At 59.1% G+C, this 20,679-nt stretch carries 24 protein-coding genes; 15 read left to right on the forward strand and 9 right to left on the reverse strand.

Annotated features, from left to right (window positions below; translation table 11 throughout):
* The first annotated feature begins 129 nt into the window (after nt 1-129).
* From A4R29_RS34540 to A4R29_RS31835, 5 genes are all read left to right on the forward strand, one after another.
* Nucleotides 130-285: a hypothetical protein gene (locus A4R29_RS34540; RefSeq protein ID WP_161491093.1), complete on the forward strand. Its 156-nt coding sequence runs from the start codon at nt 130-132 to the stop codon at nt 283-285.
* A 98-nt stretch (nt 286-383) separates the two neighbouring features.
* A complete protein-coding gene (locus A4R29_RS31820; RefSeq protein ID WP_244506996.1) occupies nt 384-1,313 on the forward strand; it encodes an NAD(P)/FAD-dependent oxidoreductase in 930 nt (309 codons plus the stop codon).
* Between the two features lie 989 nt (nt 1,314-2,302).
* Nucleotides 2,303-2,596 carry a helix-turn-helix domain-containing protein gene (locus A4R29_RS33785; RefSeq protein WP_032808422.1) on the forward strand — a complete coding sequence of 98 codons (294 nt, stop codon included), beginning with the start codon at nt 2,303-2,305 and terminating at the stop codon, nt 2,594-2,596.
* A gap of 239 nt (nt 2,597-2,835) precedes the next feature.
* On the forward strand, nt 2,836-3,087 hold the full coding sequence (locus A4R29_RS34745; protein ID WP_167355206.1) for a hypothetical protein: 252 nt from the start codon (nt 2,836-2,838) through the stop codon (nt 3,085-3,087).
* A gap of 313 nt (nt 3,088-3,400) precedes the next feature.
* Nucleotides 3,401-3,676, forward strand: coding sequence for a hypothetical protein (locus A4R29_RS31835; protein ID WP_013525094.1), 276 nt, complete (start codon nt 3,401-3,403; stop codon nt 3,674-3,676).
* Nucleotides 3,677-5,398: 1,722 nt separating this feature from the next.
* Here the strand turns inward: A4R29_RS31835 and A4R29_RS31845 are convergent.
* The 3 genes from A4R29_RS31845 to A4R29_RS31850 all read right to left on the reverse strand — a co-directional run bounded on the left by A4R29_RS31845 (nt 5,399) and on the right by A4R29_RS31850 (nt 7,149).
* Nucleotides 5,399-6,298 (reverse strand): SIR2 family NAD-dependent protein deacylase, encoded by a 900-nt coding sequence (locus tag A4R29_RS31845; RefSeq protein WP_013525092.1) that lies wholly within the window; start codon nt 6,296-6,298, stop codon nt 5,399-5,401.
* Nucleotides 6,299-6,669: 371 nt separating this feature from the next.
* Complete coding sequence (locus A4R29_RS34545; RefSeq protein WP_156949289.1) at nt 6,670-6,822, reverse strand: hypothetical protein; 153 nt, start codon at nt 6,820-6,822, stop codon at nt 6,670-6,672.
* Between the two features lie 18 nt (nt 6,823-6,840).
* Nucleotides 6,841-7,149: a hypothetical protein gene (locus tag A4R29_RS31850; RefSeq protein WP_063174015.1), complete on the reverse strand. Its 309-nt coding sequence runs from the start codon at nt 7,147-7,149 to the stop codon at nt 6,841-6,843.
* A 561-nt stretch (nt 7,150-7,710) separates the two neighbouring features.
* On the opposite strand from A4R29_RS31850, the gene A4R29_RS34750 reads away from it, so the two are divergent.
* The 5 genes from A4R29_RS34750 to A4R29_RS31870 all read left to right on the forward strand — a co-directional run bounded on the left by A4R29_RS34750 (nt 7,711) and on the right by A4R29_RS31870 (nt 11,271).
* A complete protein-coding gene (locus A4R29_RS34750) occupies nt 7,711-8,385 on the forward strand; it encodes an FAD-dependent oxidoreductase (protein ID WP_063174016.1) in 675 nt (224 codons plus the stop codon).
* Between the two features lie 50 nt (nt 8,386-8,435).
* Nucleotides 8,436-9,347, forward strand: a complete 912-nt coding sequence (locus tag A4R29_RS34755; protein WP_167355207.1) for a GMC family oxidoreductase — start codon at nt 8,436-8,438, stop codon at nt 9,345-9,347.
* 576 nt (nt 9,348-9,923) lie between these two features.
* A complete protein-coding gene (locus A4R29_RS31865; protein WP_063174018.1) occupies nt 9,924-10,271 on the forward strand; it encodes a hypothetical protein in 348 nt (115 codons plus the stop codon).
* A gap of 288 nt (nt 10,272-10,559) precedes the next feature.
* Nucleotides 10,560-10,736, forward strand: a complete 177-nt coding sequence (locus tag A4R29_RS33805; protein WP_082827628.1) for a hypothetical protein — start codon at nt 10,560-10,562, stop codon at nt 10,734-10,736.
* Between the two features lie 37 nt (nt 10,737-10,773).
* Nucleotides 10,774-11,271 carry a metallophosphoesterase gene (locus tag A4R29_RS31870; protein WP_013525087.1) on the forward strand — a complete coding sequence of 166 codons (498 nt, stop codon included), beginning with the start codon at nt 10,774-10,776 and terminating at the stop codon, nt 11,269-11,271.
* A gap of 210 nt (nt 11,272-11,481) precedes the next feature.
* Here A4R29_RS31870 and A4R29_RS31875 read toward each other — a convergent pair whose 3' ends face one another.
* Nucleotides 11,482-11,913 carry a hypothetical protein gene (locus A4R29_RS31875; RefSeq protein WP_063174019.1) on the reverse strand — a complete coding sequence of 144 codons (432 nt, stop codon included), beginning with the start codon at nt 11,911-11,913 and terminating at the stop codon, nt 11,482-11,484.
* 260 nt (nt 11,914-12,173) lie between these two features.
* Here A4R29_RS31875 and A4R29_RS31880 point away from each other — a divergent pair, with 260 nt between their 5' ends.
* The 3 genes from A4R29_RS31880 to A4R29_RS31890 are packed head-to-tail and all read left to right on the forward strand — an operon-like array spanning nt 12,174 to nt 14,350.
* Complete coding sequence (locus A4R29_RS31880; protein WP_164753819.1) at nt 12,174-13,241, forward strand: glycosyltransferase family 2 protein; 1,068 nt, start codon at nt 12,174-12,176, stop codon at nt 13,239-13,241.
* Complete coding sequence (locus tag A4R29_RS33810; RefSeq protein ID WP_027161851.1) at nt 13,216-13,908, forward strand: class I SAM-dependent methyltransferase; 693 nt, start codon at nt 13,216-13,218, stop codon at nt 13,906-13,908. Before A4R29_RS31880 ends, A4R29_RS33810 begins: the two co-directional genes overlap by 26 nt.
* Nucleotides 13,901-14,350 (forward strand): GtrA family protein, encoded by a 450-nt coding sequence (locus A4R29_RS31890; protein ID WP_224673146.1) that lies wholly within the window; start codon nt 13,901-13,903, stop codon nt 14,348-14,350. The genes A4R29_RS33810 and A4R29_RS31890 overlap by 8 nt, the downstream gene beginning before the upstream one ends.
* Nucleotides 14,351-14,353: 3 nt before the next feature.
* Here the strand turns inward: A4R29_RS31890 and A4R29_RS31895 are convergent, their stop codons facing one another.
* The 5 genes from A4R29_RS31895 to A4R29_RS34550 all read right to left on the reverse strand — a co-directional run bounded on the left by A4R29_RS31895 (nt 14,354) and on the right by A4R29_RS34550 (nt 18,283).
* Nucleotides 14,354-14,977 (reverse strand): hypothetical protein, encoded by a 624-nt coding sequence (locus A4R29_RS31895; RefSeq protein ID WP_013525082.1) that lies wholly within the window; start codon nt 14,975-14,977, stop codon nt 14,354-14,356.
* Nucleotides 14,964-16,211 (reverse strand): hypothetical protein, encoded by a 1,248-nt coding sequence (locus A4R29_RS31900; protein ID WP_027161849.1) that lies wholly within the window; start codon nt 16,209-16,211, stop codon nt 14,964-14,966. Before A4R29_RS31900 ends, A4R29_RS31895 begins: the two co-directional genes overlap by 14 nt.
* Nucleotides 16,208-16,444, reverse strand: coding sequence for a hypothetical protein (locus A4R29_RS31905; RefSeq protein WP_013525080.1), 237 nt, complete (start codon nt 16,442-16,444; stop codon nt 16,208-16,210). Before A4R29_RS31905 ends, A4R29_RS31900 begins: the two co-directional genes overlap by 4 nt.
* Nucleotides 16,445-16,832: 388 nt before the next feature.
* Nucleotides 16,833-17,714 (reverse strand): lipid kinase, encoded by an 882-nt coding sequence (locus tag A4R29_RS31910; protein ID WP_063174021.1) that lies wholly within the window; start codon nt 17,712-17,714, stop codon nt 16,833-16,835.
* Nucleotides 17,715-17,761: 47 nt separating this feature from the next.
* The gene (locus tag A4R29_RS34550) at nt 17,762-18,283 is read right to left on the reverse strand and encodes a hypothetical protein (RefSeq protein ID WP_156949288.1); all 522 of its coding nucleotides are present in this window, start codon (nt 18,281-18,283) and stop codon (nt 17,762-17,764) included.
* Between the two features lie 297 nt (nt 18,284-18,580).
* Between A4R29_RS34550 and A4R29_RS31915 the strand changes: the two genes are divergently transcribed.
* Together A4R29_RS31915 and eglC are read left to right on the forward strand one after the other, a co-directional pair.
* Nucleotides 18,581-18,844, forward strand: coding sequence for a hypothetical protein (locus tag A4R29_RS31915; protein ID WP_013525078.1), 264 nt, complete (start codon nt 18,581-18,583; stop codon nt 18,842-18,844).
* Between the two features lie 346 nt (nt 18,845-19,190).
* A complete protein-coding gene (eglC, locus tag A4R29_RS31920; protein WP_063170806.1) occupies nt 19,191-20,582 on the forward strand; it encodes an endo-1,3-1,4-beta-glycanase EglC in 1,392 nt (463 codons plus the stop codon).
* The last annotated feature ends 97 nt before the right edge of the window (nt 20,583-20,679 follow it).

Consider the following 20,679-nt stretch of genomic DNA (forward strand, 5'->3'; position numbering starts at 1 on the left):
CGACTGGGTCAGTAAATTTGAGCGGCCCTTCAGACGATCAGCATTGCGCCCCTTCGGATCGGAAGGACGGGGCTATCAGGTGGGTTTTCCCGGCAGGTCGATCCGATTCGAATCGCGTGGGCTTGGGAAATGCGCACGGTCGCAGGTCTAATGGCAAGTTGGCCTGTGAAATGCCATGTCGGCATTTTCGGGCACCTCGAATTGAAGCCTGATTTGCAGAAGCTGGAATCGCTTGATGGCGAAGACTGCGCAAATCAGATTGAGGCGCGCGCCATCGCCCGGTGAAAGGGACCTCGACGAGTTGCCGCGTAAATCACGTTTGGAGGCCTGACCGTCGCCTGCTCATCCCCTCTGCCAAAGCAGGGAACAAGATCCTGTTTGCAATGTTGGGCGAAATGCCAATTTCTTCCCGCGGTCATGAATTCGACGTGGCTATTGTCGGCGGCGGCCCCGCAGGACTTGCGGCAGGCATGTATCTGGCCAGATTCCTGCATTCGGTGATCGTGGTCGACGCCGGCGACGCACGAGCCAAGCTCATTCCAAAATCGCATAACTGTCCTGGCTTCCCGGACGGCGTAAGCGGGTCAGAGTTGCTCGGCCGTCTCAAAGCCCAGGCACAGAGATACGGTGCAGGCGTAGTGGACGGTCGTGTAGCGGGCGCCAAGAAGCGCGACGGGACCTTTGTGCTGACGACCACCTTCGGGACCATCCGAGCAAAGCGCGTGGTTCTTGCAACCGGGATCGTGGACAAGGCCCCGGCAATAGAAGGGCTGGAGGAGGCCGTCGCGGCCGGCACTGTCCGACTGTGTCCGGTCTGCGACGCCTATGAGGCCGTGGGCAAGCGCATCGGCGTCGTCGGCCCAGAGCATCTGGCGCTCAAGGAAGCCCTGTTTTTGAAGGAGTACAGCGGTCAGGTTACCTTGCTCGCCAACTATCCGGAGGATATTTCGGATGCCGCCCGCGGCATGGCCTCGGCAGGCGGCATCGAAATCTGGGACACCGTCGAGGATCTTGTTGCTCGGGCAACCGGGTTCGGCGTTGTCATGCCCGACGGTGCGCCAATGCGGGAATTGGATGTGGTGTACCCCGCAATGGGGTCTGATGTGCGCTCTGAACTTGCCGTCGCACTCGGTGCAGAGTGTGACGCGCAAGGATATGTTCTGGTCAGCCGACACCTAGAAACGTCGACTGCGGGTCTCTATGCCATTGGAGACGTGGCTGAGGGCCTCAATCAAATTGCCGTTGCGTTTGGCCATGCCGCCACCGCAGCAACACATATCCACAATGCACTTCAGTCTAGACCGGAAAGCTGACCGGCCACCCTAGCACAGGGCGCGCGCCATAACGCTCCAGGTCAGTGCGCTTCGAAGGACGCTTCAGATCCGCTCACCGGTGGCCGGCCTCGGGCGCGAAACGTTCAAATCAATTTTGTCCGGCAGGTCTGGCCAGGCATTTTTGATAGCGGTGGTTGTCATTCGATGGACAGGCGGGATGATGACCATCCGGACGTGTCGTTCAGGCCAGAGCGGGTTCCCGAAAATCAGAAAAACGACTGCTACCAGGACACTGACCAACCCCGCTGCAAACACGTTCGCGATGATCTCACCAGGCTGCATACACTCTCCATGAATGAGTACCCGCCACGCCAAGCGAGCCGTGGCGGGTAAACAACCAACCGACGATGAAGGGACGATGATCGACGGTCACATTCCAAATGTGGAAAAGGCTTCCTTGTTTCATAGGTCAGACCTTTGCGATTCCATGTCGGGCTTTGGTCGGGCCCAGACACGGTAGAGTGCTTGCAATGAGGTGTGTAGCAGCGCCAGCGCGAAGGCCCGTCATCAGCAACAAACCAGGTTGCCTGGATCCGCAACATATTTAGTGGGTCCGCCCCCACTTGCGGGTAGAGGCGGACCCGGGCGAGGCTTGGGGACCTCGACCGGCAGCGGGGGACGCTGCCGCTCTTCCAACCTGCCGTGGCATATCAGGTTCCGCTGATTAACAAAAAGCCGGCCACCGCGAAGGGGTGGCGGGCAGGTTCTGGAGTGTGCTGGGACCAACCAGCATAGGTTAACGAGCCGCAACAGGGTTGGTTGCGATAGCGGGCGGACGCCCGCCAACCCTCAGCGCTCGCTTCAGGCGCCCACTGCTTGCCCCCCTCGTCCCAGTGCCGGCCTATTGCCTGACGCATGCATCGCTGAGACATCGCTCGTGACGACCGTCCCCCGCGCGGGAATTGCTCGATCTTTCGATCGTCGATAGATCGAAGGAACATTTTAGACGTATCGAATGTTCAAATCCTATGGACAGCCGAACCCAACTTTCACCAGCTCAATCGAGAGCAGCACGCGCCCTGCTGAACTGGCCGCGAGTACGGCTTGCCGCAAAAGCGAGCGTTAGCGAAATGACGATCAGAGATTTTGAGAACGGTATTCGAAATCCGCGTCCCCACAAGATCGCGGCCATGCGTCAGGCGTTTGAGGACGCGGGAATTGCTTTCACCTTCGAAGGCGCTCCATCGCTAGCCCGCCCTGAAGGGCATAGCAGTCTCTCCACCACCAATAGAATGTGGCGCAGCCGGCAGAGACAAGCATAACGATAAAGGTCCTTGAGCCTCGTATTAGCAATCCACTTGACCCACAGCCCACCTAAAGGCGCGAGCCAAGAAACCGGTCAAGCCGGTGAGGCGTCGTTGCTGTATGCATCGTTTGAACATTACTTCCGATACGCTCCTGACTTCTTCATTGCCCTCGTCAGGCTTGGTACCGGCATCACCGGCGGCTGGTCCGCAAGGTCGCTGGCAGCCATGGGGGGAGCCGGTTCTGGAAACGGCAGATGGCTCGCGATCCAATCGTCGAGGAACCTGCGGCCGCGAGCATCATCCGGTCAAACCAGGATCGTAGTGGAGATGGCATCGTGGATCGTGCCATAGAGGCTGTCGATGGGCTGGCGGAAGCGTCCATGCAGTCACGATGCTTTCAGCTCATCGAACCTCGGGCGCCAAAGAGTGTTCCGTTGCTTTTTGCTGAAATGGCGGGAACTTTTTCCTCCGGCGGTGATTTTCGTCGCCATGACAAAACTGTCTGACCTTGGACCTCGCATCCCCCGCAACGGGGGTAATTGCATTCGCGAAAAGGACCGCTTCTACGCGTGTCCATCTTGCGGCCAGAAAGTCGATCAGACCGATTTGCGGCAAGTCATGTGGCACGAACGGCCTGGCCACGAGCCGCTGGAGCCGGAAGACAGCGCGACGATAATCAAGTTCCCGGAGCCCCGGAAATAGCGATCAGTCGCATGTGACCCGCCGTCCATCGAGACAGCGGGCGCGACTTCCCCCCTCGCAAAAATCAAAGGAACAAAGGTCAGATCTCGCAGTTGTGCGATCACCTGGGAGGGAACGATGTTGCATCACGAAATCGGCACTGTTTCGGACTGGTCGAAGTTGGTGTCGGACGATCCTCTCATCGCCGCCGATATCGCCCAGCGTCTTTCTGTGCTAGCGTGCAATGACAAGTCTACCGCTGCCGACGTCCAGTCGCCCAGCGCCGTGAGATTTCGAGGTTCCGACCTCACCAGCGCAGCACCCACCGAGTATCCGCGGCCGATTGTGCTTCTAGCGACGATCTGTGGGTCGACGGTCGTGGGTATAACGCTGCTTCTGGCGGCGGCGGTTTGAGCCACGGGACCTGATGCCGCTCCCCCAGACACTGTCTTCGATTGAGATGACGCTCGAATGTCCGGCATGCGGAACGGCTTTCATCAAACCGGGGCGTTGGTTCATCGCTGCCGCCCACTATCGGTGCGAAGGTTGCCAGCGTTTACACCGCCTTACCTATCCAGAAAAGGTGGAATTGTTCGACAGATATACCAAGCGTCTGACGACAGTCTCGCAGCGAGGGACAACGAGGCCGCGCGAGTGCCCCAGCTTACAAGGCAACGACAAGGCCAGTGACGCTCCACCGGGACGGGAAGGGTAACCGACGAGGCAGCGGAAGAGTGTTCGCCTGCCAGCACGTCCGGCTGATGCTTGGTTCGATCACTCGTTTTCTGACCATCTCGTTGCATGACAGCGACGACGGCAGAGCTTTGGTTCATAAAACCGAGGAGGTTCGTTTGAGCCTGGCTTCACGTTTAGGACGGCGTCCCGTAGCGGCCGCCACATGATCGAGCGGCCCTCATCCGCTGCAAGCACCTTGCCGCGGCGCACAGATTACGATGGCCGAGATGAAATGATAAAGATTGCCGAGGCGTTGATGAGAGCATCGACACTGATAGACATGCCAAACGTCGGCATGCCGCGACGGTCTGTAGCACTCGCCATTCTGCACGATGCGGAGGGTGGCGCTTCCAGCATGTGGAACATATCGAAAGCCGCTGTGTTCTGGCGCCAAAGGAGATCGCGATGATCCGTTGGCTAGTCAGAATCGGCGCCTTATATGCGGCATACAAACTCGGCGAAGCTGCCGGGCGCAGTGAGCAGGAGGTCATTCCTCTCCCGCCCTCCGACCGGCAACGGCAGCCAGGTAGGCAGGAGCGGACCGACCTCGGCGTCGAGCCATCCTAAAAACGCAGGTCGCTGGCCGCAGGCCGGTTCTTCAGCGAATAAGCTCGTCCCATGACAGGCGTGTGACGCCAACGCTCTGTGCGAAGGACGGGGCGCGGCGCTGAGCTTCGGGATGTTGGTCAATCGATCGATGCACAGCGAAGACCCGTCATTGATCAGCAATGACGGGTCTTGCTTTGAGACCACTTGGCCCGGGGTTGTAAGCCAAGCTGCCACCCAAACTTTGATTCGCGACACAGGTTCCCAGCTTGGCCAAATAATGCCGGTGGCGTCATCACCACACAAAGGCCCGCCGCTGAACGGACCAGGCGGCGACGGGCCGCACCAGACCGCTTGGCTGTGCAGGCCAAGCTGCATGCCGAACATCGATCTTTTCACAAGGGTTCCAGCGCCGTGGTTCGGACCGGAGGAGGCCGGTTCTGGTAGGCAGCGTCCAGGTCGCCGACAGGCACCACACGAACATCTATCCCAAAAATTGCGATCGCATCGGGAGGACTTCGAAGCTGTCGCCAACTTCGGCACCGATGATGGGAAGCGACGCTGCGCGTGTCCGGCCAAGGTCGCTATAATGTCCAAGGTTGCGTCCCAACAAAAAAGCCCGCCACCTTTCGGCGGCGGGCAGTCTCACAGGGGGAAAACACACTGAACGGGAACAGTGCCCCCTTCGAAGCTTGTTGATGCGAGAATGTTCCAGCGCGTCCGCCAGAATAGTTGAAAGCTCACATGGGAGATCGCATGCTCTATGGGATGCGATTTTCAAACTGGCCACACAAACTGGCTATGATCGCCTCTGGAACGACGTTCTCTGCCGTAGGGCGTTCCTTGAGAGCCCGCCTAGCTGCCCCTTGACCTGACTGTTTCAATCGCTCTTTGTCTGACGACGGTTCCCTCATGGGTCGTCTCTCCAGGCTCGGCTCCGTCCCCAACCATCTCCGCCAGCCGGCTGAGGAAGTCCACCAAAGCAGCTTGCGGCTCGTCGATTTCGCCGACGACGACCGAAATGCCCCAACGTCCAAGCACGGCCTCCTCCACAGGGTTTCGGCTGGTCATGAAGATGAACGACGGCGGGCGATCTTTCTCATAGCCGGACCGATGCCACGTCTGCCAGAGACGGTGCAGCAACAACCGAATGTTTGGGTCGGAAAGGCTATAGCCAATGAAGAGGATCGTGCTGCCGAGTGCATCCGAGCGAAAACGCACGTCCAGCGGAGAATTGAAGGAGAGACGATCAAGGTAGTCCGTTTCGGTGAGGACGAGGGAAGAATCCTCGTCGAAATCACCATGGAATTTGACGATGTGGGTAACGCCTTGGCGGGCCTGCGCTACATCGCGTGCATTGGCCACTTTCACGTAGTCCCGACCGTATATTTCATAAGCCAGTTCCAGGTTACGGTCATAATTGGTTGTGTAGATGACAGGGAAATCGAGCTTCACGATGAGACGATGCAACTCGGATTTCTCGATCCGGTCCTTGGGGACAGACCAATTTCGGTCCATCCAACTGCGAAGTGGCCCGATGCTGCCATGCTTGATCCGATAGTACTCGGCCAGGGTTTGAAAACGATCGCGTCGCATGGAAAATTCGTCGTCGACACCGAGCTCCTTTGCCATTCGCTCTATCAGCTTCTCCCAAGAAGGGAGTCCAACACTGATCGACACCCCTGCCCCAACAAACAGAATTGCGCTGCGGTGGTGAATTGCGTTGGCGAGCGAATCTACAGGGTCATCGTTCATGGCCAAGGCTTTCGAGGCCACGCGCGCAGGCAGACCCTAAAGGCGCTTGTTGTTTCGGTTGCTGTCGATCTTGGAATGCAGCCAACCATCTGGAACCGCACGGCTCATGGCAGCCGCATTGTGGTTCGCTGCCCGCGACCGGCTCCTGTTTCTGCTTACCGGTCATGTGGATCCGGTTCTGCGCCAGCCACTTGCCGCGGCTTCGTTCCAGTCGCGCAATTGCTGAGAGCCTGCGTCGCTTCGGGCCAGGGGAGACGGCGAGAGGGTAGTTCATTGTCGTGACGGCGATGATTGTCATTGCGGCCTAAACACCCGTGGGCTGACATGTTCCTTGTGCTCGAAAAATATTCCATGTGGTGCCTTCGCCAGAGCTACGGGTTCAATGCGGGAATGGTCTCGCGTCCAGGGTCGCGGCCCGCCTCGCCGAAAGCGGTGGCATTGCAGTGTGCGTGACCGTCACGGTATGCGGTCACCGCCTCTCCCCGGAATTCGACCACCTTGTTGACCACGACGATTTCCTGCACCTGCCTGTCTTCCTCCCTTCACATCTGATCGTTGTAGGGCTGCTTGGTTATCCCGACTTGCCTGGCCAGCTCGGCAAACGGTGGCACACCCGCTTCGAACTGTTTGGTGTTAGCCAACCGCAAAAGCCGCAAAGGAAAAGAGACTGCGTCCCGGTTGGCGGGCGACATGTCCTCGAAGAGGCGCTCATCAGCCGTGAACGAGGCCTCCGCGGTTTTCAAAGCCATATCGATATCATCAACCGAAAGAAGGCCCCTCCGGACCAAGGCGTTATTGACGGCAGCGACCGCCATAAGCAAACCTTCCAATTGCAGGTTGGCGACGTTCATGGGCCATTGTCCTTCATATCGTTGGGCGCCCGTCTATCGATAATCCTGCTCCGGAAGCCTTGTGGCGTGCGGCGATGGGATTGCCGGCTTGCTAGAGCGTTTCGGCTGCGCGGCCGCGCCGGAACTGGCATCTGGTAGCGCCATGGCTTGGATCTCCGCTGGGCTGCTGGACAACTCTCCACATGCCTCGAGGTTCCGGATCGCCATGGCAACCTCGCAAGCAGAGGCAAGGCTTCAGCCGGAGCCAACAGCGTGTCTGTCGGCGAGCCATGGGCGGGAAATCTCGCGAATGGAACCGGAATACCACCACCGAACTCAGGCTGAGAAGTGCGTTCACCATAACCATGCCCTTTGAGGGTGGTCGCAACAAAAACTCTTCCGGTTCGGGCCCCTTGAAGTCGTCACGGACCTCGCCACCAAAGCCACCTCTTTTGGGCCGGCGCTTCAAATGCGATCAATCGGGTGGTTGCCAACTGCTCCTCACGCGCTACCTGCTTCGCCCAAGCCGGGCGCGAAGGGTGGGAGCGTGCCTTCGGGGATCGAACAAATCCGGAGTGAACGTTGATCGCTCAATTCACCGCAGCGGGCGACGGACTTGCCTACGACATCTGCATTGTCGGAGGTGGCACTGTCGGCCTGGCCATTGCCGCGGCGCTCGAAAATGCAAAGCTACGCGTCTGCGTTCTGGAAGCGGGCGGCAGGTGGCAGACCAAGAGATCGCAGGAGCTCTACCACGGCATTGTCGCAGATCCCCTCGTCCACCCGCCTGTCCAGAATTTCCGGATACGAGCGCTGGGAGGATCGAGCCGAGCATGGGGTGGCCGCTGCGTGCCGTTCGATGGCATCGACTTCCAGAAGCGGGAATGGGTGTGCAATTCGGGCTGGCCGATCACCTATGAAACCCTGCTGCCCTACTACCGTCGGGCGCACGAGGTGATCGAGGTCGGGTCTTACGACTACGATCCAACAAGCGCGTTGCCTGGTTCTCGCGTTGAACTATTCGAGGGCGTCGACGGCGATTTGTTCAGGACCCGCCTGGAGCGGTTTAGTCGACCAACCAACGTCTGGAAACGGCTTTCCGGGTTGCTGCGGACTTCGCGTCATATCCACATCTGGTTAAACGCTGCGGCGACGGGAATTCGCCTGGCGCCGAACGGGCGTTGCGTCCACCACATCGACTGTGTTGACTTGAAGGGCACAAAAAGCGTGAGGTCACGGCTTGCCATTACATTGTAGCCGCTGGCGGCTTTGAGACCACCCGATTGCTACTTGCCTCGAATGATGTGATGCCAGCTGGTATCGGCAACGCCCGAGATCAGCTCGGTCGTTTCTATATGGCCCATCTGGGAGCCACAGGCGGAGCATTAAAGTTGCCGAACGCCCCGCAGGCGGTTGCTTTTGGCTACGAGCGGGACACGGCCGGCATCTACTGCCGAAGGCGGCTGTCGCTCACGGAGCGAGCGCAGCGGGAGCATTGCTTGCTCAACCAGATCTTCCGCACCCATCTCCCAGATCCAGCCGATCCCAGCCACAACGACCCCATCCTCTCGGCGATGTATCTCGTGAAAAGGACATTTCTCCCGAAACACCTCAGAGGTCGGCAGCAGTATTCAGTGACGCTGGACCAAAAGCTCGCGCACGTTCAGAACGTCGTATCGTCGCCAGTGCGCCTCGGGCGCTTCGGTTTGCGCTGGATGGCGAACAGAACTTTCGCACGGCGAAAGCTGCCCTCCATCGTATTGGGTCCGCGCGCCAATGGGGTCAATCTTGAGTTTCATTCGGAACAGGAGCCGAACCCCGCAAGCAGACTGACGTTGGTGAGCGAACGCGACCGATTGGGTATGCCGAAGCTGCGCGTCGATTGGAAAACCACGAGCAACGATCTCCAAAGCATCGCGCGCGCCTATCGACTGCTCGGTTGGAAGCTGGAGAAGATCGGAGCTACCATTTCAGGATTTGAACCTGGCCATGTGATCGAAATGGCAGGCAAATCAGGCGCCATGGACGGTCATCACCTCGGTACCACGCGAATGTCTGCGAGCCCGACCGACGGGGTTGTTGACGCTGAATGCCGAGTTCATGGACTGATGAACCTGCACATCGCGGGCGGCTCGGTTCTGGCAACATCCAGCCAGGCGAATCCCACCTTGACGATTTTGGCCCTTGGGCTCCGCCTCGCCGACAGGCTTCGCCGGTGATGATCACACCGGCAGCTGCTGAGTGACTGCGCCCAACTCGCGCCTAACGTGGGCTGCTTCATCACATTCGGAGGCCGCTTCCTGTGTGTCAGTCTATCTGCTGCCCGCACGTATCGCGGCAGCGTCTCTAGTTCGCGCCGCGCGAATGTGGGCAAGCTCGCCAGCGAGGCACGCATACTCGTAAGCTGGTGCTTAAGGCTCGTCCGCCACCTTCGCCATCGCTGTGCCATTAAGCGGCGAAAAACGACGCGACCGCGCAGCCTGTTGGCGGCTGTAAAGCATCCGAGCGCAGTTCGTTCGGCCTCGATTGGCGCCTTTTGCAAAGCGCCGTGCAAGAACCGTGGCTCGGAGCAGGCCTTACCCGACTGGAGTCGATAGCGAGGAGAGGAGTGCTTCGTTCAAAATCCCGCCATCGTGCCAACTTGCGCGCTTGATTGTTCCATTTCAGCACGTGCGCCGCTGTCTCCATTTTGCGACCGCTTGCCCGAAGTCGGGGTTCCTTAAAATCAAAGCGGCCGCCTCGCAACTTCGGCCGTAGTCGTACGTTGTGCGATTCACTGCGTAGGAGTTCACAACATGCCGATAACAACCCGGAAGCAAAAGAGCGACTTTGCCAATGACAAGCCCATCCCCGAGGAGGATGCGGCCGTACTGGAGAGCATCGCAGGCCACGAGGATAGACACGGTGCGGAACCGGGCGTTTTGGGGTCCCACGACATCGAGCAGCCGATCGGCGCGCAGCCTCGAAGCGAGATCACGGGCCGTCACGACGAGGGGGCCGGCGCAAATGAAACGGTCGACGGGTTGAGCGACACCGAAGAGATGACCCGCAGCTTCGCTGAAGACATCCCTACCGGACGAAGCGAAGGAGATGATGAAGACGTTCCGGTTTTTGAGCGAGGGCGGACCAGAACGGATCCTTGAACCAACGACGATGCTCCGCCCCCGCCGGCTTGGTCGCGTGGCGCTTAGAAGCGCCTGTAGACTGGCTCACCCATAAAGCGCACCGCCGGTCCCTCCCCACGCCGGCGTGGAATTTATACACCTAAGGGCCGACCTGCTCGCTCGTTGTTGGAGATGATGCCGGTTGCAGGGCTCGGATGTTGTTTCATCGGCGTATCAGGCGGCGACGCTCGGCAGGTTAGCAGATCCGAGGGGGGAACAAACCCGGCACGGTGATGGTTCGGTGGCATCAAAAGGTGATTGGGAACGATGGGTAAGAAGTCCAAACAGCCCTCAGAAGCCACGGCGGATCGTGAAAGGGCGATCGAAGCGCTCTACTTTGCGCGCAAGTGCGGCCTCACCAAGGAGGAGGCACTCAAGATGCTCAGGGAAGCCCAAATCAGGATCGATGGTGGACCCAAAAAAAGCTCCGGCAACCGAACTTAGAAGCGATCGTCGATCGCTCGTCACAGCCGGCGGCGGCATGATCTTCTTCACCTCCGACACGCATTTCAACGATCCCCGCATTCTGCGGCTCGGCCCCCGCCCCTTCAGTTCATTGGCGGGGCATGACCAAGCACTGATTGAACTTTGGAACGAGACTGTTGCTCCAAGCGACGAGGTTTGGCACCTCGGCGACTTCGCCAAGGGATCTGCCGAGACAGTGTCTTCGCTGCTGTCCTGCCTCCACGGCACCAAGCACCTGATCATCGGCAACAACGACGGCGTGGTAACGCTCGGCGCTTCGGCTTGGGCAAGCGTCCAACACTACAAGGAGCTAACTGTCGAGGGCAGTTTCCTGGTTCTTTGCCACTACCCGTTCCGCACCTGGAACCAGATCGGCAAGAAATCAATAAACCTGCACGGCCATTCTCATGGCCGGCTGAAGCCAATGACGCGCCAGCACGATGTCGGGGTCGACGCCTGGGATTTTCGCCCAGTGACTTTTGCTGCCATTCAGGCCAGGCGCCGCCGAGGTTAGCGCAACAGAGGGTGCCAGCCGCAAAGAGAAGCCCAGAATCCTGCCCCTGGGAATGCAGCCTTGCCTGGAACGCACCGCAAGTAGAGCGCCCACCCGTTTGCGTGACAACCTTTGGGTGCCGAACCCCCTCGTCACCACGGCGGAGCGCTGGCGCGCCAATCGTTCATCCACCTCGCTCTGAACGAGCTTCAATCGCCGTCCTTGGCGACCTCAATGCCACATTCTCTCTCTAAGCCACTTGAGAAGCCTGTTCCCTCCGATTGACCGGCGGACTCGAGCGGCAGCCCACTGCCCTCTGAACGTGGTTCCGACATGGCAACTGCAGACGATGTCATGCAATTCCCCGTCGGACAGTTCGAAGAAGCGCTTTGCTTCCCCATAGGTGTCATCCTTCAGGCCTAACGCACGCAGTAGCGGGTCCTCGAAGGCCACTGTAATCGGCGAGCCCTCACCGCGCGCCGCGTCGCGAGCTTCGCGCTTCAGATACTCAGTGCCAGTAAGCGCTCTCAGGCGTCGCTCGGGACTTTGTTCCAGCAACTCTGCCCAGCGCTCGATGCGCTGTTGGCGGGTCATGATCGGGTATGTCGACAGGGGTTCTACATCTGCAATTGTCTGCAGTTGGCTGAGAGTTTGGTGTTCCATCGTCGGCTCCTTTTGATCGAAGTCCCTTCCCCACAAAAATTATCGCGCGCCGACGCGCTGACAAGAGCTGGCAAGGCGGCCTTACCCAATTGATTGGGAAATGACGAAAACAGCGCATTGCTCCGCCGGTGCGCGAAACGATATCTCACTCCTAATCAGACCGAAGACGTTCAGAACGTACAGTTCGCCACCCGCCTACGACAACCATTAAATTAGTAACGTCTTATGGAACTTTGGGGCTGGCGTTTCATTTCATCGGCATGGAGGCCACTGTGATCCAAGGTACCGGGACCGGAGCGAACGTGTCGCTGCGCTACTCACTGGTTCTGCCGATATACAACGAAGAACAAGTGCTGCCTCGCCTGGTCGAGCGCATCAGGTTGCTAATCCACCAGCTGGACGGTGAGACCGAGGCTATTTTCGTTGATGACGGAAGCCGCGACGGCAGCGTCAGATACCTTCGGTGCGTGGTTGCCGCCGAGCCTCGTTTTCGGCTGATCGAGCTTTCCCGCAATTTTGGGCACCAGATAGCAATTACAGCCGGTATGGACGCCGCCCAGGGGGATGCTGTCATCGTCATGGATGCCGACCTCCAAGACCCACCCGAGGTGGTCCTCGATCTGGTGGCGAAGTGGAAGGAAGGTTTCGAGATTGTCTATGCCCGGCGCGTTAAACGCGAAGGCGAATCTTTGTTCAAGCGCTTCACGGCAAGTCTCTTTTATCGCTTACTGGAAAAGATGACGACCGTCGACATTCCGCGCGACGTTGGAGATTTCCGGTTGGTCGGCCCCAAAGCGCTGAGAACTTTCAGACAGATGCCCGAACAGGATCGCTTCGTCAGGGGCATGTTTGGCTGGATGGGATTCAAGCAGGCGGCGGTGCCGTTCGAACGTCCAGCACGAGCCCTTGGCCAGACCAAATATCCATTCTGGAAGATGGTGCATCTTGCTGCTCACGCCATCGTCAGCTTCTCGGAACGGCCGCTGCGCCTGGCGCTCTGGGGTGGCTTGGCCATTTCTGCGCTGGCCGTCGCCTTTGGTGCGTTTGCAATTTATGCCTGGGCTTTTGAAACCGGCGTTGTTGCCGGCTGGACCTCGACCGTGATGATTGTATCGCTCCTGTGCGGCATCAACCTTTTCATGACCGGCGTAGTCGGGATGTATGTCGGAAGCATCCACGCTGAAGTGAAACGGCGCCCACTTTACGTGATCGATCGCCTCACCGGCTTCGACCGGGCGATGCCTGCCGTTCCCGTCAAGAACCGACGATCGTCTCGAAAATCCCGGATTGGAGTGCCGGCCAATGTCCGAACTCTTCGACAGTTATAGATCGATCTATGACGAGACAGTCCAGGGATCGATCCGATTTTCAGGGCTTAAGCACGACTTCTTTCTTAAGGCCAAGGCCGAGTTTCTGCGACGCGTTGTGGTTGAACGAGGGCTGGGCCCTGATGGCTCGGGTGTGCGGGCGCTTGATGTCGGCTGCGGCGTAGGCGTTCTCCATCCATTTCTCAAAGGCGCCTTCGCGTCCCTGGACGGCTGCGACATCTCGCCGGACTCCATCCTGCGTGCCAGGGAGGAAAATCCTGGCGTCATGTACAAGGTCTGCTCCAGCCTGACCCTGCCATACGACAACGGCGTCTTCGATCTGGCCTTCGCCAGCTGCGTCGTCCATCATGTACCGCCAGCTTCCTGGCTTGAGTTCGTACGCGAGATGCGGCGCGTCCTTCGCCCGGGCGGTGTCGCCTGCATCATCGAGCATAATCCCTATAACCCGCTGACGCGTCTGGCTGTGTTCCGGTGTCCCTTCGACCGAGATGCCGTGCTGCTCAGCGCAGCCAAAACAGCGTCACTCTTGCAGATGACAGGCTTCACGAACATCCGGTCCGAGCACTTCCTGCTGCTGCCGTCAGGCAGACCGTTTGCCCGAAACGTCGAGCGCATGCTCGCCCGCCTGCCGTTGGGAGCACAGTATGTGTCTAGTGCGCGTGCCTGAGCACCTGTCTCCCGGCGACGACGCGCTCACGCTGCTGGCACGCTTCGGCATGGTCGGCATCTCTGCCACAATTCTGTATGCCGCTTTGGTTGCCGCTTTTTCCAAATCGCAACTGCTCGGTTTCACGCCCATCCAGGCTTCGCTTGGGGCATATGCCGCAGCCACCTTGTTTTCGTATCTCGCGCACAAATACCTGACGTTCGTGTCGGGCCGGTCGCATCGAACCGCAGCGCCACGTTTTCTCCTGCTGGCGGCAACAGGCTTTGCCATTGCCTATGGCGCGCCGGCACTTATGACGGTGAAGCTGGGCTTGCCGCTCGTCGTTCCCGTCCTGATTACGTGCCTGCTCGTTCCCACCATCAATTTCTTCGTCCTTGACCGGTGGGTTTTTGCCGATCGCCGTCCCGGTCGGCAGGGCAACCGCTCCCGCCAGCGGCGATAATACTTAAACGGCGTCCAGTCGAAACGACACCAATTTGATGGAGCGTTTGTAAATGCTGCTGGCGGCCTTGCTGGGCGGGATCCCGTCGAGATAGTCAAACGTCATCTCGAACGTGCTGGCGTTCGAAAAAGCTGCGTGCGGAATGAAGAACGAGACGGTCATGGGTTGCTTGCCCGACAGCGTAACCTTATGCACGGATACGCCATGGACTGAGATAATCACCCTCTGGGTCATCTGTGGCGGACGAACGACAGCGGCCATTTGTAGCGTTGCCTTTAGGCCGTCGCGAAGCGGCGGTATCTGCAGGCGGAGCCGCGAGGTTTCACCCAGCGAATGCGTGCCGTCGGCTGCTGGCCCCGACCAGCCACAAACTTTCATGCCGGAAGCCCGTTTGGCGCCGTCGGACCGGAAGGACACTGTCTGGCCGAGTGAGTAGATGCCAACGGTATCGCGGTTGAGGCAGGTTGTCGTGCGGTCGATGTAATAGGCCCGATAGTCGGGGTGGACATTCGGATGGAGAGCCAGCGCAAGGATGAGGATTTCTGACACGGCCAAAGCCGCGGCGAGCGCGTAACACCCAAGCGAGATCGCGCGTGCGTAGGGGTTGCCGACGTCAGACCAAAGCAAGGTAGCCCCCAATCCATGCCACTGTCATGAAATAGCAGGCGACCAGAAAGAGAAACAAAGCGGCTATCCAGGTCAGTTTCGATGCCGACAGCAAGAACGCCATCAACAGTATCAGAGGCGCAAGCCCAATGACGTATCTGACCATGGAGGCCAGATTCGTAATCAATGGCACGACAATGCTGATCGCGCAAAAGATACCAGCGCCATATTGCTTGCGAGCCATCAGCACGACTGATAGCGCCAGCCCGGCGATTGCCGCGAGCGCACTCCATTGCGGCGCCGTGGGCAGCCACCCGGTCTTGGGAAACGCTGAGAGGCCGTCCCACAGAAACAGGATCGGGTTCCCAGCCACTCGTCCAAAGGCGCGTTGGACGTGCAGGAACGCAAAGCCGTCGCCGACAGTGACATACAAAAACAGGATGTAAGCGAACAAGCCGGCAGGCGAGATCAAGATAGCGACGAGCAGATCCGGCCGACCGAGCACCCAACGAGGAAAGGAGAGTGGTGAGCCGCCCCCTTTCCGATGCTGTTGGAACATTTCAATGACGGTCGCAAAGACGACAAGGACCCCAACAAGCCGCGTTGCCGAGAGGAGCGCTGACGAGATGCCAGCGGCGGGATAGCTGGAGCGTTTGAGTGCCAGGAAAACGCTCGAGGTCAGGAGCACGAAAAGAGGTTCGGAAAGGAAAGTGGTGAAGTGGAAGGAGAACGGGCCACTAAGCAAAAAAGCGCAGTACAGCACATAGGCCTGCATGTTCTTCTTCAGCAGCGGCCATGCCACCAGACATGCGGCGTAGCTGCATGCAAGTGAAGCGACGGTTGCGACCACTATCGTGGGGAAAGGAAAAATCGCTCGGATCACCGCTACCAGCAACGGGTAGAATGGAAAGAAGCCCCATCGTCCGACATTGCTTTGGTTCGGGATGGGAAAGCGCTCGTAGCCGCGTTCGGAAATATCCACATACCAGTGGCAATCCCATCGGCAGAGCGCACGAGCATAAGCCTCGAAGCCTGGCTCTGCCAATGTTGAAGCAACAGCGGCATAACGGATGGCAAGGCCAGTGAAACCGAACAGGAGCGGGACTGCCACCACCGCTGCCGCTACCATGTGGCGCCTGTTGATCGTCGGGCCGTAGTCGGGGAAAATCTCGAACTGCTCTGCGCCCTTCATCGACGGCGCATCGCCGGGGCTCTTGATGGCCGGGACGAGATTGTCAGTCCCGGATTTTCTCATCGCGAAGCACCGGCGCGGCGCGTTTCCATCCCCTGATGGGAGCCCGCTTCGACTGTGACCAAACCGCCGACCGTGGCCTTGCCAGCTTCATAGTCGACCGGCGTGGCGTGGCCCGGCGCCTTTGCCTTCTCCGGCGCGTTGCTTGCCCGACGGTCGTCGCGCAGTTCCAGATGAGTGACGCCGCCTGCCGTCACCTCGAGCCCAAAGTCGATGCCAGTCTGTCTCTGCGCCATGTGAGAGATTCTGGAGCGCGGCCGGCGGTCGTCAAGAGGTTGCTAATATTCGAACGGCAAAGGGCAACAATCCTTTGCCTGCATCACATATCAGTTCATTTTGAACCAGCCTTCGGGAACGCCTAAGGGCCGCGTTCGGCACCTTTGCCAAGGCGCGTTGTAACGAGCCGCAGCAACCGTTTGCATTCCGGCTCATGACGCAAAGCTCCGGCCAAGGACTCTTTTCAGGCCGGTCGTGCCAAGCGGCCACGGCCCCAAGTCGCGCATGTCGACCTGCTAGCAACAGACCAAGGAAATCATAATTTGTCGAGCTCGCCGCTTCTCGTATGGACCGGTCGTTGTCGCCGTTTTGATGACCTCGGGACGATCGTGGGGCCAAATTGCTTGCCTAGTGGAGGTCAGCGTCGTCGACGGGCGGAGGCGCGAAGACCGAGATCGCCTTTGGATGGACCTTGAAATGGGCTGGTGTCGAGGTGACGATCTCACCATCGGTGTTGACCGGCATCGGCTTCTCCGTCTCGATGTCGAACTCGACGCACCTAGCCGTGCGCACCTCTCGCCAGGCGCCATGCCTTCCAGACCGGAAGGAGCGGAGCATCAGCGCCAGCTTCCAGAGGTTCGTCATTTCCAAGCTATAAAGATCGAGATGTCCGTCATCGATCTCGGCCGTCTCTTCCACCACGTTGCCGCCGCCGTAATGGCGACCGTTTCCCACCGCAATCTGGTAGGTTTCGACGTCGGTCGACGCGCCTTTCTCAATAATCTTCGCGTGGAATCGCGTGGCCCGCGTCAACACTTTCACCGCCGCCAGCGCATAGCCGAGCCTGCCGAAACGCTTCTTCAAAGTGGGATCCAGACCCTTCGCCAATTCAGTGCTGAGTCCGATACTCGCAACGTTGAAGAAGGCATTGCCATTGACCGTGCCGATATCGATCTGCCGGAGTCGGCCCCGCACGATCACGTCAGCGGCCTGCAGAAAATCCATAGGGATGTCGAGTGTGCGAGCGAGGTCATTAGCCGTTCCCATAGGAATAATGCCCATCGGCAGGCGGCTTTCCACTACAGCCATCGCCGCCGCCGACAACGAACCATCGCCACCGCACACGACCACAAGGTCCGCCGTTTGGCGCAAGCGAACGATGTCACGAGCGATCTCCGGCAACGCCTCGAACTTTTCGACAGTGACAGAAAGCCGGCCGCGCTCCAGCCGCTCCACAATCGGGGCGATCAGCTCCTGGCCGCGCCGCGCCTTTGGATTGAGGAGCAGCAATGCGCGCCTTTTGGCCAGTTTGCTCGTTCAAAGATCGATCCGATGGTTCATAACGCATGCACACAAGGCGGCTGTTCATTCGACCGCAGCCGACGTTTTTGGCTCTCCGGACCTACCTCCACCGCGGTTGCGAACGGCGCAATTTTTTGACCTCCAGCGGCCCCTGGATCGCTATCCGAGTTCGTGGCCGTCACGCCGTGCACAACCGTCCTGGCAATTTCGCACAGGTTCTGGTGGTGCGTGAGATAGACCACTTGGCCAGCACATGCCATTCCCAAACAAGCTGAAACCTCCTCGGAGAGGACATGGTCGAAGGAATGATCATCGGCGCGCCTATTTATCGCGGAAGAGGTTGAAGCGCGGTCGATCGCATCGCGGATATATCCGGGGCGGATTTGCAGTCCGTCCTTCAGCGCGCCGCTTTGATGCTCCGGAACGTCGCCGGCGTCCCGCTGGAGCCTGAGACAGAAGATGCGCTCAAGCCCATTGCCGGAGAGATTTAAATCGGCAGCGCCAGATCGGCCTGGCTCTGTAAAATCTGGGAGCCGGTCGCGATTGGCCGGAACCAAACAGAACAGCCGTAATTATCAGCCGAGGGAAGCAACCGCATAGGAAGCGGAACGATGGCTGAAATTCTTGAAACTTGGCAGTTCAAGGTTGCGCTTCAAACGTGCTGAGAAATCGTTGAGGCGCGCAAAGGAAGAAACGGACAGGAAAAATGGCGTGGTGAATATCGCCCTGTGCTGCAGGGTCCGGGCAGCTCAACAGCGCGTGACGGAGGCCTCGGGAGCGCCAGACCAATATCTATACGCGGGCGGCCTCCAAATCACCCCCGAATGGACATGAAATGGCGAGGAGTTGCCGTCATGACAATACTGTTTGAGCCGCTGGACTCGGATTACCATAAGCGCAGCGTGCTTTACCACGCCACGCGGTTGTCGATGCTCCACGATCGAATGCTGATGCGTTTCGACAAGGTAGACGAAGCGGCCGATAAGGTTGAAGCCGCAGCGGCCGTGCTGGTCGATATCACCCACGGCTCTGCCCTTGACGCGTTCCAGAACTCGGTGTTGCGGAATTCGTCGGCAGATTTCCTTCAGATGGAAACGGGTCAGACCCTCGGCCTCTGATCTGCGAGGAATGGCCGCAAGCGTTCGGCGGCTAGGGGGAAGGTCCCGCATCCGCGCCCGATGGGCAGGGCTCTCGCGGGTGTCCCGCCAAACTTGCGATTCGGGTCCAAGGTTCCGCTCAGAAGCCTGCCACGTTTCGGCAGCATTCTCGTTGGTGCGCGCTCTTCGCCCAACCGGCCCCAGTCGCCCCACTTCACGCTCAAGCCAGCTTCGCCTGACGGACGCGTCCTGCCCCTCGGGCATTTACGTTTTGATAACCCTCCTGAGTTTGAAGACAAAACCTATCGGCTCCTTTTGCCTTGCATCGTGTTAGGGCTTGGAACAAACCAACGGAGCTGCAAGCAAAATGGCCGCCGTAACCAATGCCAAGGGCGTTCCGCTCCCCTATAGTGGGTCCTCCGCAAGGTGGTACTCGGCGACGAATTCGGGCCCGGCCCTCTACGGCAGCATCTACAACGATTCGCTGTATGGCGACGGCAGCGTCAGCGTTACGATGTATGGCGGCCAGGGCGACGATATCTACTACCTGTACTCCGCGAAAAACAAAGCGGCGGAGCTGCCCAACGAGGGCATCGATACGATCTCGACCTGGATGAGCTACAGGCTGCCGGCGAATTTTGAGAATCTGACGGTCACCGGCGATAAACAATATGCCTTCGGAAACGCATTGAACAATATCGTCGTCGGCGGTTCCGGCCAGCAGACGCTCGACGGCTTGAAGGGCGACGACGTTCTCAAGGGTGGCTCCGGCGCTGACATTTTCGTCGTCAAACCAGGCAATGGCAGCGACCTTATTCTCGACTTCGGCGCCGACGACACCGTGCGCGTCGGAGGCTACGGCTTCCTCTCTTTCGACCAGGTGCACGCCGCCATGGTGCAGTCGGGATCGAACGTCCGACTTACCCTGTCGCCAACCGAGTTTCTCGTCTTCGAGAACAAGACCATCGACCAGTTCAGCGCCAACCAGTTCGATCTCGCCCTGGACAAGTCGCATCTGACGCTCACCTTCTCGGACGAGTTCAATACGTTGAACCTGCACAGCGGTTCTAGCGGGACCTGGGATACGAACTTCTGGTGGGGTGCTCCGAACGGCAGCTCGCTCACCACCAACAGCGAGCTTCAGTGGTATATCGACACCAGCTACGCCCCCACGAGTTCGGTCAACCCGTTCAGCGTACAGGACGGTGTTCTCACCATTACGGCCGCCCGGGCTCCCGATGCGATCAAGCCCTACATAAACAACTATGATTACACGTCAGGTCTGCTGACGACCTACCATTCCTTCGCACAGACCTACGGCTATTTCGAAATTCGAGCCGACATGCCCGAAAAGCAGGGTGCATGGCCGGCCTTCTGGCTTCTTCCGGCGGATGGCTCCTGGCCGCCGGAACTGGACGCAGTGGAGATGATCGGCCAGGATCCCAACAAGCTCACCCTGACCAGCCACTCGAATGCCACGGGGTCGCATACAAAAGTGACCTCGACCGTATATGCAGCGGATACCGCAGGGTTCCACAAATATGGGGTGCTTTGGACCCCAAGCGAACTGGTCTGGTATTTCGACGATGTCGAAGTTGCCCGCGCACCAACGCCTGCCGACATGCACAAGCCAATGTATATGCTGGTCGACCAGGCTGTCGGCGGCATGGCGGGAGCGCCCGCCGACGGGCTTGCCACCCCTTCTGAAATGCACGTCGACTATGTTCATGCCTACGCGCTGAATGACTGGTTCATCTAGGTGCCATGCTGGAAGATGGAGTGAAACCGACATCCTTCACCAACTGGTCTCGAACGCGTTCATTGCCGCTTGCCGCCGCACTAGGCCCGAGGTGAAG

This window comes from Mesorhizobium ciceri biovar biserrulae (assembly GCF_001618845.1).
In the GTDB taxonomy this organism is placed as follows: Bacteria; Pseudomonadota; Alphaproteobacteria; order Rhizobiales; family Rhizobiaceae; genus Mesorhizobium; species Mesorhizobium ciceri.